Raw genomic sequence first — 13,132 nt, forward strand, 5'->3', positions numbered from 1 at the left:
GTCTGACGGCGAGGCGGCTGGCAGGATGGCGTGTATAATGCGTCCACATAATTCATCATCTGTCATAGGGGAACGTGTATGGGTGGTATCAGTATTTGGCAGTTATTAATTGTTGTCGTCATCGTAGTTCTGCTTTTCGGGACGAAGAAGCTGAGCTCACTGGGGTCAGACTTAGGGGCATCCATCAAAGGCTTTAAAAAAGCCATGAGTGATGATGATAAACCCGAAAAGTCGGCGCCAGACGCAGATTTCACGGCGAAAACTATCGCCGACAAACAGGATGATGCAAAAAAAGACGAGACAAAACGCCACGACAAAGAGCAGGTGTAACTCGTGTTCGATATTGGTTTTAGTGAACTACTGCTGGTGTTTGTAATTGGCCTCATTGTTCTGGGGCCACAGCGGCTTCCCGTCGCGGTTAAAACGGTGGTTGGCTGGATCCGTACGCTACGGTCGCTGGCGACCACGGTGCAGAATGAGCTGGCTCAGGAGCTAAAACTGCAGGAGTTCCAGGAGAGCCTCAAGAAGGTGGAAAAGGCCAGCCTGAATAACCTGACGCCGGAGCTGAAAGCCTCCATGGACGAGCTGCGCGAGGCCGCGGAGTCGATGAAGCGCTCCTATAGCGCCCACGATCCGGAAAAGGCCAGCGACGAAGCGAATACCATCCATAATCCGGTGGTGAAAGGCAGCGAAGCGCAGCGGCAGGACGTCACGCCGGCGGCGGCCGAACATCAGGCCAGCGCTCCGGTTCATGCGCCGGAGCCCGTGGCCGACGAGCAACCCGCTTCACCGGCAGAGAAAACATCCGCTACGGCGGCTGCCCCCCATTCTTCCCCCGCATCGAGTGATAAACCGTAAACATGGGCGTAGACGATACACAACCGCTAATTTCGCATCTGATTGAGCTGCGCAAGCGTCTGCTCAACAGCATCATTGCTATCCTGGTGATCTTCCTGGCGCTGGTCTATTTCGCCAATGATATCTATCAGCTGGTCTCGGCCCCGCTTATCAGCAAGATGCCGGTAGGCGCGACGATGATCGCCACCGATGTCGCTTCACCTTTCTTTACGCCGATAAAGCTGACCTTTATGGTGTCGGTGATCCTGTCGGTGCCGATTATTCTGTATCAGGTATGGGCCTTCGTCGCGCCGGCGCTGTATAAGCACGAGCGCCGGCTGGTGGTGCCCTTGCTGGTCTCCAGCACGCTGCTGTTCTATATCGGCATGGCTTTCGCGTATTTTGTCGTGTTTCCGCTGGCGTTTGGCTTTCTGACCCATGCTGCCCCGGAGGGGGTGCTGGTCTCGACCGATATCCGCAGCTATCTCGACTTCGTGATGGCGCTGTTTATGGCGTTCGGGGTCTCTTTTGAGGTGCCGGTCGCCATTGTGCTGCTCTGCTGGATGGGCGTCACTACGCCGGAAGAGCTGCGCAAAAAACGGCCGTATGTGCTGGTGGGCGCCTTCGTGGTGGGCATGCTGCTGACGCCGCCGGACGTGTTCTCGCAGACGCTGCTGGCCATTCCGATGTACTGTCTGTTTGAAGTCGGGGTGTTCTTTGCCCGCTTCTACACCGGGAAGCGTCTGACGCGTGATGACGATGCCGCGGCTGAAGCTGAAGCCGCTGAGCACAGAGAAGAGTAATACCGCCAACCGCCCGTCAGGGCGGTTGTCATATGGAGCGATCATGTTTGATATCGGCGTTAATCTAACCAGTTCGCAGTTTGCCCGCGACCATGATGAGGTGGTGGCGCGCGCCCGGTCGGCGGGTGTCCACGGCATGCTGCTGACCGGCACAAATTTGCCGGAGAGCCAGCAGGCGCAGAGAATGGCGAGCCATTACGCCGGCTGCTGGTCCACGGCGGGGGTTCATCCCCATGACGGCAGCAGCTGGACGCCAGCGGTCGCCGAGGCGATTTATGTCCTTGCCCGCGAGCCGCAGGTGGTGGCGATAGGGGAATGTGGTCTGGATTTTAATCGTAATTTCTCCACGCCGCAGGAGCAGGAGGCGTCATTCAGCGCCCAACTGGCGCTGGCCGCCGAGCTGTCGATGCCGGTGTTTTTACACTGCCGCGACGCCCACGACCGGTTTCTGACGCTACTTAAACCCTGGCTTGGGAAGATCCCGGGCGCGGTGCTGCACTGCTTTACCGGCAGCCGCAGCGAGGTGCAGGAATGTCTGGATCTGGGGCTGTTTATCGGCATTACCGGTTGGGTGTGCGATGAGCGGCGCGGGCTCGAGCTGCGAGAGCTACTGCCGGCGATCCCGGCGGAACGTCTGCTGCTGGAGACCGATGCGCCCTATCTGCTGCCGCGCGACCTCAAGCCGAAACCCACCTCGCGTCGTAACGAGCCCGCGTATTTGCCGCATATCCTGGCCAGCGTCGCGGCCTGGCGCGGCGAGGAGGCGCAGTGGCTTGAGGCGCAAACGGACGCAAACGTCAGAGCGCTGTTTGGCGTCGACGTTATCGGCGCTTAGATTTTCTGGAAATCGGTGTTTTTTACGCTCTGCAGGACTTGCTTATTCAGCAGGTTTAACAGCAACATAGAGCGTGCTTCACCGTCCGGCTCGGTAAAGATAGCCTGTAAGCCTTCGAACGCGCCGTCGGTGATCAGTACGCTATCGCCCTCATGCGGCGTTTCCGGGTCGGTGATGCCTTCCGGTTTATAGATAGAGAGCTGATGGATGACCGCCGAAGGGACGATAGCGGGTAGGGCGCCAAAGCGCACGAAGTTGTTAACCCCGCGGGTGGCGCTGATGGTGGTGGTATGAATCACCTCTGGATCGAACTCAATAAACAGGTAGTTCGGAAACAGCGGTTCGCTGACCATGGTGCGTTTACCGCGAATGATTTTTTCCAGCGCAATCGTCGGCATCAGGCAGTTAACTGACTGACGTTCCAGATGTTCCTGGGCTCGTTGTAGCTGCCCACGTTTGCAATACAGTAAGTACCAGGCTTGCATAATGACTCATTCCACTTCTAATAACGGCAAGCATAACAAATGGCTGGTGTAATCGCGAAAGCCATTATAATTGAAATCCAAATTTCAGCGTTCTTTCACGCTAATTTAACAAAATTACAGCATCTCGCCGTTGAACACCGTATAATTAGCCGCCTGTAGAGAGGTCAATAACACTTTCATGAAATATCACGATCTTCGCGACTTTCTGACACTCCTGGAACAACAGGGCGAACTAAAACGTATCACTCTGCCGGTCGATCCCCACCTGGAAATCACCGAAATTGCCGACCGCACCCTGCGCGCTGGCGGTCCGGCGTTGCTGTTTGAGAATCCGAAAGGCTATACCATGCCGGTGCTGTGCAACCTGTTCGGCACGCCGCGGCGCGTGGCGCTGGGGATGGGTCAGGAGGACGTCAGTTCGCTGCGCGAGGTGGGTAAGCTGTTAGCCTTTCTGAAAGAGCCTGAGCCGCCCAAAGGTTTCCGCGATCTGTTTGATAAGCTGCCGCAGTTTAAGCAAGTGCTGAATATGCCGACCAAACGTCTGCGCGGCGCCCCCTGCCAGCAAAAAATCATCCAGGGCGATGACGTCGACCTGAGGAAAATCCCGATTATGACCTGCTGGCCAGACGATGCCGCGCCGCTGATCACCTGGGGGCTGACGGTGACCCGCGGGCCGCACAAAGAGCGGCAGAACCTGGGGATTTATCGCCAGCAGCTGATTGGCAAAAACAAACTGATTATGCGCTGGCTGTCTCATCGCGGCGGCGCACTGGATTTCCAGGAGTGGAGCGCGGCGCGTCCGGGCGAACGCTTCCCGGTTTCTGTGGCGCTCGGCGCCGACCCAGCGACCATTCTTGGCGCGGTGACCCCGGTGCCGGATACTTTGTCGGAATATGCCTTTGCCGGGCTGCTGCGCGGTACCAAAACCGAAGTGGTGAAATGCGTCTCGAACGATCTTGAAGTGCCTGCCAGCGCAGAGATTGTGCTGGAAGGTTATATCGAGGCCGGGGAGATGGCGCCGGAAGGTCCGTATGGCGACCATACCGGCTACTACAATGAAGTAGACCAGTTCCCGGTGTTTACGGTCACCCATATTACCCAACGTGAAGACGCGATTTATCATTCGACCTATACCGGCCGTCCGCCGGATGAGCCTGCGGTGCTGGGCGTGGCGCTGAATGAAGTCTTCGTCCCGATCCTGCAAAAACAGTTTCCGGAAATCGTCGATTTCTATCTGCCGCCGGAAGGGTGCTCCTACCGCCTGGCAGTGGTGACGATGAAAAAACAGTATGCAGGCCATGCCAAGCGCGTGATGATGGGCGTCTGGTCGTTCCTGCGCCAGTTTATGTATACCAAATTCGTGATTGTCTGCGATGACGATGTCAACGCCCGCGACTGGAACGATGTGATTTGGGCGATCACTACCCGTATGGACCCAGCTCGTGATACGGTACTGGTAGAGAATACGCCAATTGATTATCTGGATTTTGCCTCGCCGGTTTCCGGCCTGGGTTCAAAAATGGGGCTGGATGCCACCAATAAATGGCCTGGCGAAACCCAGCGTGAATGGGGTCGCCCAATCAAAAAAGATCCTGCCGTCACGGCGCGCATTGACGCCATCTGGGATGATCTGGCCATCTTTAAACAACAGTAAGCGGGGCTAACGCCGCTGTTTTGCTCTATAGACCCGACAGAGGGGACGCATGACAACCTTAAGCTGTAAAGTGACCTCGGTGGAGGCGATTACCGATACCGTGTATCGTGTTCGATTAGTACCGGAAGCGGCATTCTCTTTCCGCGCTGGCCAGTATCTGATGGTGGTAATGGATGAGCGCGACAAACGCCCATTCTCCATGGCCTCCACGCCGGCGGAACAGGAATTTATCGAACTGCATATCGGCGCCTCGGAGCTCAATCTGTACGCGATGGCGGTCATGGATCGCATCCTGAAAGAGCGCGAAATTGAGGTTGATATCCCGCATGGCGAAGCCTGGCTGCGTGAAGATGAAGACCGCCCGCTGATTTTGATTGCCGGCGGCACCGGCTTCTCTTATGTGCGTTCTATTCTGCTGACCGCGCTGTCACGCAATCCTCAGCGCGATATCGCGATTTACTGGGGCGGCCGCGAGACCAAACATCTGTACGATCTGGCTGAGCTGGAAGCCTTGAGCGTCAAACATCCGAATCTGCGCATTGAGCCGGTGGTTGAGCAGCCGGAAGAGGGCTGGCGTGGGCGTTCCGGCACCGTGCTGACCGCGGTGCTGCAGGATTACGGTACCCTGGCCGATCACGATATCTATATTGCCGGGCGTTTTGAGATGGCCAAGATTGCTCGCGACCTGTTCTGCAACGAACGCGGCGCGCGCGAAGATCGCCTGTTTGGCGACGCGTTTGCCTTTATCTGATATCTGCAAATAAAAAACCCGCCCCTGACAGGCGGGAAGAACGGCAACTAAACTGTCTCTCTTCGCCAATGACGTCATAACTGCGTCGGCTGCGCTCGCTCACCCGAATCACTTACTTCAGTAAGCTCATCGGGATTCGCTCGCTTGCCGCCTTGTTCTGACGCCATTGGCTGTGAGATACCCTTTTGTAAATTTACACCCGCTCAAACACGGTGGCGATCCCTTGTCCCAGGCCAATGCACATGGTGGCGAGGCCGAACTGGGCATCTTTACGCTCCATCTGATTGATCAACGTGGTGCTAATACGCGCCCCGGAACAACCCAGCGGATGACCGAGCGCGATCGCCCCGCCGTTAAGGTTGATCTTCTCATCGATCTGCTCCATCAGGCCCAGATCTTTAATGCACGGCAGGATCTGCGCGGCAAAGGCCTCATTCATTTCAAAGACGTCGATATCGCTGGTGGATAAGCCCGCTTTTTTCAGCGCCAGCTTCGAGGCGGGAACCGGGCCATAGCCCATAATGGACGGGTCGCAGCCGACCACCGCCATCGAACGGACGCGGGCGCGTGGCTTCAGCCCCAGTTCGCGGGCGCGACTTTCGCTCATCAGCAGCATCGCCGCCGCGCCATCGGAAAGGGCGGAAGAGGTACCCGCCGTTACCGTACCGGTCACCGGGTCAAACGCCGGCCTCAGGGTAGACAGCGTCTCGACGGTGGTTTCCGGGCGGATCACTTCGTCATAGTTAAAGGACTTCAGTACGCCATCGGCATCGTGGCCGCCGGTGGGGATAATCTCGGCTTTGAATGCGCCGGACTGGGTCGCAGCCCAGGCGCGGGCGTGGGAGCGCGCGGCGAACTGATCCTGCATTTCCCGGCTAATGCCGTGCAGACGCGCCAGCATTTCAGCGGTCAGCCCCATCATCCCTGCCGCCTTCGCCACGTTGCGACTCAGGCCCGGGTGGAAATCGACGCCGTGGCTCATCGGCACATGGCCCATGTGCTCCACGCCGCCAATCAGGCAAACGCTGGCATCGCCGGTCATGATCATGCGCGCGGCATCGTGCAGCGCCTGCATGGAAGAACCGCACAGACGGTTAACCGTGTTTGCCGGTACCGAATGCGGGATCTCCGCCAGCAGCGCCGCGTTACGGGCGATGTTAAAACCCTGCTCGAGGGTTTGCTGTACGCAGCCCCAGTAGATATCGTCTATCGCGCTTGCCTCAAGCGACGGGTTGCGCGACAGCAGGCTACGCATCAGGTGCGCGGAGAGGTCTTCCGCGCGCACGTGGCGAAATGCGCCGCCCTTTGAACGGCCCATCGGGGTGCGAATAGCATCGACAATGACAACCTGTTCCATTGTGACTCCTTAAGCCGTTTTCAGAGCGCCAACCGGACGGGCTGGCTCTACCTGGGGATAATACGCTTCGTTATGGCGCGCTTTGTCACGCAGACCGGCAGGGACTTCATACAGCGGCCCAAGGTGCTGGTACTGCTGCGCCATATCGAGATACTTCGCGCTGCCGATGGTATCCAGCCAGCGGAAGGCGCCGCCGTGGAACGGAGGGAAGCCGAGGCCGTATACCAGCGCCATATCCGCTTCCGCCGGGCTGGCGATAATGCCTTCTTCCAGGCAGCGGACGACTTCGTTAACCATCGGGATCATCATGCGGGCGATAATCTCTTCATCGCTGAAATCGCGCTTCGGCTGGCTGACGTCGGCCAGCAGGCTGTCGACGGCAGCATCTTCTTCTTTCTTCGGCTTACCTTTGCTGTCGTCTTTATAGCGCCAGAAGCCGAGGCCGTTCTTCTGGCCGAAACGGTTGGCGTCAAACAGGGCGTCGATGGCGTCGCGATAATCTTTCTGCATCCGCTGCGGGAATCCCGCCGCCATGACCGCCTGAGCATGGTGCGCGGTGTCGATGCCGACCACGTCCAGCAGATAGGCCGGGCCCATCGGCCAGCCAAACTGTTTCTCCATCACTTTGTCGACTTTGCGGAAATCCGCCCCGTCGCGCAGCAGCTGGCTGAAGCCGGCGAAGTAGGGGAACAGCACGCGGTTGACGAAGAAACCGGGACAATCATTGACCACGATTGGCGTCTTGCCCATTTTGCTGGCCCAGGCGACGACTTTGGCAATGGTATTATCCGAGGTTTTTTCGCCGCGGATCACTTCTACCAGCGGCATGCGATGTACCGGGTTAAAGAAGTGCATGCCGCAGAAGTTTTCCGGGCGCTGCAGAACGCTGGCCAGCTCGCTGATGGGGATCGTGGAGGTGTTGGACGCCAGCACGGTATCCGGGCGGATTTTATCTTCCGTTTCCGCCAGCACCGCTTTCTTCACTTTCGGGTTTTCCACCACCGCTTCAACGACCACGTCCACGCGATCAAAACCGCTATACTCCAGCGTTGGCTGAATGGTGCTTATTACTCCGGCCAGCTTCAGACCGTCGATTTTGCCGCGTTCCAGCTGTTTATTCAGTAGCTTCGCCGCTTCGGTCATGCCGAGCGTCAGCGATTTATCGTTGATGTCCTTCATGATGACCGGCACGCCTTTCCACGCCGACTGATAAGCGATGCCGCCGCCCATAATGCCCGCGCCCAGGACGGCGGCCTGCTTCGGCGTTTCGACATCTTTGGTCAGTTTTTTCGCTTTCGCTTTGACGTACTGGTCGTTGAGGAAGATACCGACCAGCGCGCGGGCCTCATTGGTATGAGCCAGCGGGACAAAGCTTTTATTTTCCAGCACCAGGGCCTCTTCACGACCAAGACGCGCGGCGGCTTCAATGGTTTTCACCGCGGTGATCGGCGCCGGATAATGCTTCCCGGCGGTTTGCGCGACCATGCCTTTGGCGATGGTGAAACTCATCGTCGCTTCAATTTTGCTGAGCTTCAGCGGCTCCAGCTTCGGTTGACGTTTCGCTTTCCAGTCCAGGTCGCCCTGAATCGCCTGGCGCAGGATCGCCAGCGCGCCGTCGCGCAGTTTGTCGGCAGCAACTACGCCATCCACCAGGCCGATTTTCAGCGCTTGATCGGCACCGACATCTTTCCCGGCAGCAATGATCTCCAGCGCGCTGTCGGCGCCGAGCAGGCGCGGCAAACGGACTGAGCCGCCGAAGCCTGGCATAATGCCGAGTTTGGTTTCCGGCAGACCAATGCGCAGATCCGGCGTCGCCAGGCGATAATCGGTCGCCAGGACGCATTCACAACCGCCGCCCAGCGCGTAACCGTTGACGGCGGAGACAGTGGGGACCGGAAGATCTTCCAGACGGTTGAAGACGCTGTTAGCAAAATGCAGCCATTGGCTTAACTGCTCCTCAGGGACCAGGAACAGTGAGAGGAATTCCGTAATATCCGCGCCGACGATAAACGCCGCTTTTTCAGAGCGCAGCATCAGGCCTTTGAGATCGTTTTGTTTTTCCAGTACGTCCAGCGCATGACCGAGGCTGGCTACGGTTGCGGTATCAAGCTTGTTGACCGAACCTGGGGCATCGAACACCAGTTCGGCGATGCCATCTTCCAGCCAGTCGAGGTACAGGGTGTCGCCTTTGTAGAGCATGTCAGTCTCCTGAATCCAGCAATATGATCTGGTCATACCAGATGAAACGGAGTGTGGAATTTATGTTAAAGAATTGCAAATTACTCTTTAAATAATTGCTGGTCGGATCACATCCGGTGGAAATCACCCGCACGCAGGTCGATGTGCTAAGATGCGGAGTATCACGATCCCATAAAAGCAAAGGACAAAAGATGGAATCCCTGGCCGCGCTCTATAAAAATCATATTGTTACCCTACAAGAACGTACCCGCGACGTCCTGTCCCGTTTTCAGATGGATGCTCTGCTGATTCACTCCGGCGAGCTGGTTAACGTCTTCCTTGATGACCATCCGTACCCGTTCAAGGTCAATCCGCAGTTCAAAGCCTGGGTGCCGGTGACTCAGGTGCCTAACTGCTGGTTGCTGGTGGACGGTGTGAATAAACCGAAGCTGTGGTTCTATCTGCCGGTTGATTACTGGCATAACGTTGAGCCGCTGCCGACCTCGTTCTGGACCGAAGAGGTCGATGTAGTCGCGCTGCCGAAGGCCGATGGCATCGGCAGCCAACTGCCTGCCGCTCGCGGAAATATTGGTTATATCGGGCCGGTTCCGGAGCGCGCGCTGGGTCTGGGAATCGCCGCGGATAAGATCAACCCGAAAGGGGTTATCGATTATCTGCATTACTACCGGGCTTACAAAACCGATTACGAGCTGGCCTGTATGCGTGAAGCGCAGAAGTCGGCGGTGAATGGTCATCGTGCGGCCTATGAAGCTTTTCAGTCCGGGATGAGCGAATTCGATATCAATCAGGCCTATCTTACCGCAACCGGACACCGCGATACCGACGTGCCTTACAGCAATATCGTGGCGCTGAACGAGCATGCTTCTGTCCTGCACTACACTAAACTGGACCACCGCGCTCCGGCGGAAATGCGCAGTTTCCTGCTCGACGCCGGTGCGGAATATAACGGCTATGCTGCGGATCTGACGCGGACCTGGGCGGCACACAGCGATAACGATTTCGCCCATCTGATTAAAGACGTTAACGACGAGCAGCTGGCGCTGATTAGCACCATGAAAGCCGGGACTCGCTACGTCGATTACCATATCCAGTTCCATCAGCGCATCGCAAAACTGCTGCGTAAACATCAGTTAGTCTCCGACATCAGCGAAGAGGCGATGGTGGAAAATGATCTGACCGGGCCATTTATGCCGCACGGGATTGGTCATCCGCTGGGTCTGCAGGTGCATGATGTTGCTGGCTTTATGCAAGACGACTCCGGTACGCATCTGGCGGCGCCAGCGAAATACCCGTATCTGCGCTGCACCCGTATTATCGAACCGCGTATGGTGTTGACCATTGAACCCGGCATCTACTTTATCGAGTCGTTACTGGCGCCGTGGCGTGAAGGCCCGTTCAGCAAACACTTCAACTGGCAAAAAATTGACGCCATGAAGCCATTCGGCGGGATCCGTATCGAAGATAACGTGGTGGTTCACGAAAACAGTATCGAAAATATGACGCGCGATCTGAAGCTGGCCTAATGGAGAGCTGGTTAATCCCGGCGGCGCCCGTTTCCGTCGTTGAGGAGATCAAAAAGAGCCGTTTTATCACGTTGTTGGCGCATACCGACGGCGTGGCGGCGGCGAAAGCCTTTGTCGAGTCCGTCAGAGCGGATCACCCCGATGCCCGTCACCACTGCGTGGCGTGGGTCGCCGGACCGCCTGATGATTCGCAACAGCTTGGGTTTTCTGATGATGGCGAACCGGCGGGAACGGCGGGTAAACCGATGCTGGCGCAGCTGATGGGAAGCGGCGTCGGCGAGATAACCGCTGTCGTCGTGCGTTACTACGGTGGTATCCTGCTGGGCACCGGCGGTCTGGTGAAAGCCTATGGCGGCGGTGTTCATCAGGCGCTGGCGCAGTTGACGACACTGCGCAAGACGCCGTTAACGGCATATACTTTGCAATGTGAATATGGGCAACTGGCCGGCGTCGAAGCGCTGCTCGCCCAATTTTCCGGCAACGTCGTTGAAAGCGAATATCTGGCGTCGGTTCGGCTGCGCGTGGCGCTTCCCCAGGCTGAAGTGGCGGCTTTTTCAGCAAAACTGGCTGATTTTAGTCGCGGTTCATTGCAATTGCTGAAGATTAACGAATAATCCCCTCTGTTTTTTTGCCTATCAAAGGAAGCGCCAGAGATGCATTTTCGCGCCATAACCCGAATCGTTGGACTGCTGGTCATCTTGTTTTCGGGGACGATGATCGTCCCGGGATTAGTGGCCCTGATATATCGCGATGGCGCGGGACGGGCCTTCACTCAAACTTTTTTTGTCGCTCTGGCGATCGGCTCCATGCTGTGGTGGCCGAACCGTAAGCAAAAGGGGGAACTGAAATCCCGTGAAGGATTTCTGATCGTGGTGCTGTTCTGGACCGTGCTGGGTAGCGTAGGGGCCTTGCCCTTTATTTTCGCCGAACAGCCGAACCTGACGGTGACGGATGCCTTCTTCGAGTCATTTTCCGGCCTGACGACGACCGGGGCGACCACCCTGGTGGGGCTGGACTCGCTCCCGCACGCTATCCTCTTTTATCGGCAGATGCTGCAGTGGTTCGGCGGTATGGGGATCATTGTGCTGGCGGTGGCGATTCTGCCTATCCTCGGCGTCGGGGGGATGCAGCTCTACCGTGCGGAAATGCCCGGCCCGCTGAAAGATAACAAGATGCGCCCGCGCATCGCCGAGACGGCAAAGACATTGTGGCTCATCTATGTGTTACTGACGGTCGCCTGCGCATTGGCGCTCTGGTTTGCCGGTATGCCGGCCTTCGATGCGATAGGGCACAGCTTCGCCACCATCGCCATCGGCGGTTTCTCGACTCACGATGCCAGCGTCGGCTATTTCAACAGCCCGATGATCAACTCCATCATTGCCATCTTCCTGCTGATCTCCGGCTGCAACTACGGTCTGCATTTTTCGTTGTTGAGCGGACGCAGCCTGAAGGTGTACTGGCGCGACCCTGAGTTTCGAATGTTCATTGGCGTCCAGTTGACGCTGGTCATCGTCTGTACGCTGGTGCTATGGCTTCATAACGTGTACGGCTCGGTGCTGACGACGCTGAATCAGGCGTTTTTCCAGGTGGTGTCGATGGCGACCACCGCGGGATTCACCACCGATAGCATTGCGCGCTGGCCGCTGTTCCTGCCGGTGCTTCTGCTGTGCTCCGCATTTATCGGCGGCTGCGCAGGCTCTACGGGCGGTGGCTTAAAGGTTATCCGTATCCTGTTGCTGTTCAAGCAGGGCAACCGTGAGCTTAAGCGTCTGGTTCACCCGAATGCGGTGTATAGCATTAAATTAGGTAACCGCGCGCTGCCGGAACGTATTCTGGAAGCGGTATGGGGATTCTTCTCCGCCTATGCGCTGGTCTTTATCATTAGTATGCTGGCTATTATCGCCACCGGGGTGGATGACTTCTCCGCTTTCGCCTCCGTGGTGGCGACATTGAACAACCTCGGGCCTGGGCTCGGCGTCGTCGCGGACAACTTTGCCACCATGAACCCGGTCGCGAAATGGATCCTGATTGCTAATATGCTGTTTGGTCGTCTGGAAGTGTTCACCTTACTGGTGCTCTTTACTCCCACTTTCTGGCGCGAATAACAGGAGTGCTCGTGAAAACTTTAATTCTCTTTTCCACCCGCGACGGGCAGACACGTGAAATCGCTTCGTTTCTCGCCTCTGAGCTTAAAGAGCTGGGTATCGATGCGGACACCCTGAATCTGAACCGTACCGATGACGTGGAATGGCATCATTATGATCGCGTGGTGATTGGCGCGTCGATTCGCTACGGACACTTTCATCCGGCGGTGGACCGCTTTGTGAAAAAGCACCTTGCAGCATTGCAGGCGCTGCCGGGGGCATTCTTTTCGGTGAACCTGGTTGCGCGCAAACCCGAGAAGCGCACGCCGCAGACCAACAGCTATACGCGCAAGTTTCTGCTCAACTCGCCGTGGCAGCCGCAGAGCTGCGCGGTGTTTGCCGGGGCGCTACGTTACCCGCGTTACCGCTGGTACGATCGGTTTATGATCCGCCTGATTATGAAAATGACCGGAGGCGAAACGGATACCCGTAAAGAAGTGGTCTATACCGACTGGCAACAGGTCTCCCGATTTGCCCGAGAAATCGCGCAAATGATCCGCAAACAGGGCGTTTAAACAGCGTCTTGATGGAAAAGCGAGCGAAC

The 13,132-nt window shown here is 57.2% G+C and carries 13 protein-coding genes; 10 read left to right on the top strand and 3 right to left on the bottom strand.

Features of this window, described 5'->3' with window-relative positions; all coding sequences use genetic code 11:
• The first annotated feature begins 78 nt into the window (after positions 1–78).
• Genes tatA through tatD form a run of 4 tightly spaced genes read left to right on the top strand, consistent with a single transcriptional unit; the run spans position 79 to position 2,475 of the window.
• Positions 79–330, top strand: coding sequence for a Sec-independent protein translocase subunit TatA (tatA, locus tag ACOI6Z_RS24915; RefSeq protein ID WP_002883425.1), 252 nt, complete (start codon positions 79–81; stop codon positions 328–330).
• Positions 331–333: 3 nt separating this feature from the next.
• Positions 334–858, top strand: a complete 525-nt coding sequence (gene tatB, locus ACOI6Z_RS24920) for a Sec-independent protein translocase protein TatB (RefSeq protein WP_139620742.1) — start codon at positions 334–336, stop codon at positions 856–858.
• A 2-nt stretch (positions 859–860) separates the two neighbouring features.
• Positions 861–1,640, top strand: a complete 780-nt coding sequence (tatC, locus tag ACOI6Z_RS24925) for a Sec-independent protein translocase subunit TatC (RefSeq protein WP_004886745.1) — start codon at positions 861–863, stop codon at positions 1,638–1,640.
• Positions 1,641–1,683: 43 nt separating this feature from the next.
• Positions 1,684–2,475 (top strand): 3'-5' ssDNA/RNA exonuclease TatD, encoded by a 792-nt coding sequence (tatD, locus tag ACOI6Z_RS24930; RefSeq protein WP_420687546.1) that lies wholly within the window; start codon positions 1,684–1,686, stop codon positions 2,473–2,475.
• Here tatD and rfaH read toward each other — a convergent pair.
• A complete protein-coding gene (rfaH, locus tag ACOI6Z_RS24935; RefSeq protein ID WP_004886742.1) occupies positions 2,472–2,960 on the bottom strand; it encodes a transcription/translation regulatory transformer protein RfaH in 489 nt (162 codons plus the stop codon). The genes tatD and rfaH overlap by 4 nt on opposite strands.
• Positions 2,961–3,138: 178 nt before the next feature.
• Between rfaH and ubiD the strand changes: the two genes are divergently transcribed.
• Positions 3,139–4,614, top strand: a complete 1,476-nt coding sequence (gene ubiD / locus ACOI6Z_RS24940; protein ID WP_023291584.1) for a 4-hydroxy-3-polyprenylbenzoate decarboxylase — start codon at positions 3,139–3,141, stop codon at positions 4,612–4,614.
• Positions 4,615–4,663: 49 nt separating this feature from the next.
• On the top strand, positions 4,664–5,365 hold the full coding sequence (gene fre, locus ACOI6Z_RS24945; protein ID WP_004886735.1) for an NAD(P)H-flavin reductase: 702 nt from the start codon (positions 4,664–4,666) through the stop codon (positions 5,363–5,365).
• Positions 5,366–5,558: 193 nt separating this feature from the next.
• On the opposite strand, the gene fadA is transcribed toward fre, so the two are convergent.
• Positions 5,559–6,722 (bottom strand): acetyl-CoA C-acyltransferase FadA, encoded by a 1,164-nt coding sequence (gene fadA / locus ACOI6Z_RS24950; RefSeq protein ID WP_004886733.1) that lies wholly within the window; start codon positions 6,720–6,722, stop codon positions 5,559–5,561.
• A gap of 9 nt (positions 6,723–6,731) precedes the next feature.
• Positions 6,732–8,921 (bottom strand): fatty acid oxidation complex subunit alpha FadB, encoded by a 2,190-nt coding sequence (gene fadB, locus ACOI6Z_RS24955; RefSeq protein ID WP_023291585.1) that lies wholly within the window; start codon positions 8,919–8,921, stop codon positions 6,732–6,734.
• Between the two features lie 191 nt (positions 8,922–9,112).
• On the opposite strand from fadB, the gene pepQ reads away from it, so the two are divergent.
• The 4 genes from pepQ to hemG are packed head-to-tail and all read left to right on the top strand — an operon-like array spanning position 9,113 to position 13,103.
• Positions 9,113–10,444, top strand: coding sequence for a Xaa-Pro dipeptidase (gene pepQ, locus ACOI6Z_RS24960; protein ID WP_023291586.1), 1,332 nt, complete (start codon positions 9,113–9,115; stop codon positions 10,442–10,444).
• Positions 10,444–11,058 (top strand): IMPACT family protein, encoded by a 615-nt coding sequence (locus ACOI6Z_RS24965; RefSeq protein ID WP_004886726.1) that lies wholly within the window; start codon positions 10,444–10,446, stop codon positions 11,056–11,058. Before pepQ ends, ACOI6Z_RS24965 begins: the two co-directional genes overlap by 1 nt.
• A 39-nt stretch (positions 11,059–11,097) precedes the next feature.
• Complete coding sequence (gene trkH, locus ACOI6Z_RS24970; protein ID WP_004886724.1) at positions 11,098–12,549, top strand: Trk system potassium transporter TrkH; 1,452 nt, start codon at positions 11,098–11,100, stop codon at positions 12,547–12,549.
• A gap of 11 nt (positions 12,550–12,560) precedes the next feature.
• A complete protein-coding gene (gene hemG, locus ACOI6Z_RS24975) occupies positions 12,561–13,103 on the top strand; it encodes a menaquinone-dependent protoporphyrinogen IX dehydrogenase (RefSeq protein WP_023291587.1) in 543 nt (180 codons plus the stop codon).
• Positions 13,104–13,132: the final 29 nt, after the last annotated feature.

Origin of the sequence: Klebsiella sp. C239 (assembly GCF_048822715.1) — a bacterium.
GTDB classification, from domain to species: Bacteria; Pseudomonadota; Gammaproteobacteria; order Enterobacterales; family Enterobacteriaceae; genus Klebsiella; species Klebsiella quasipneumoniae.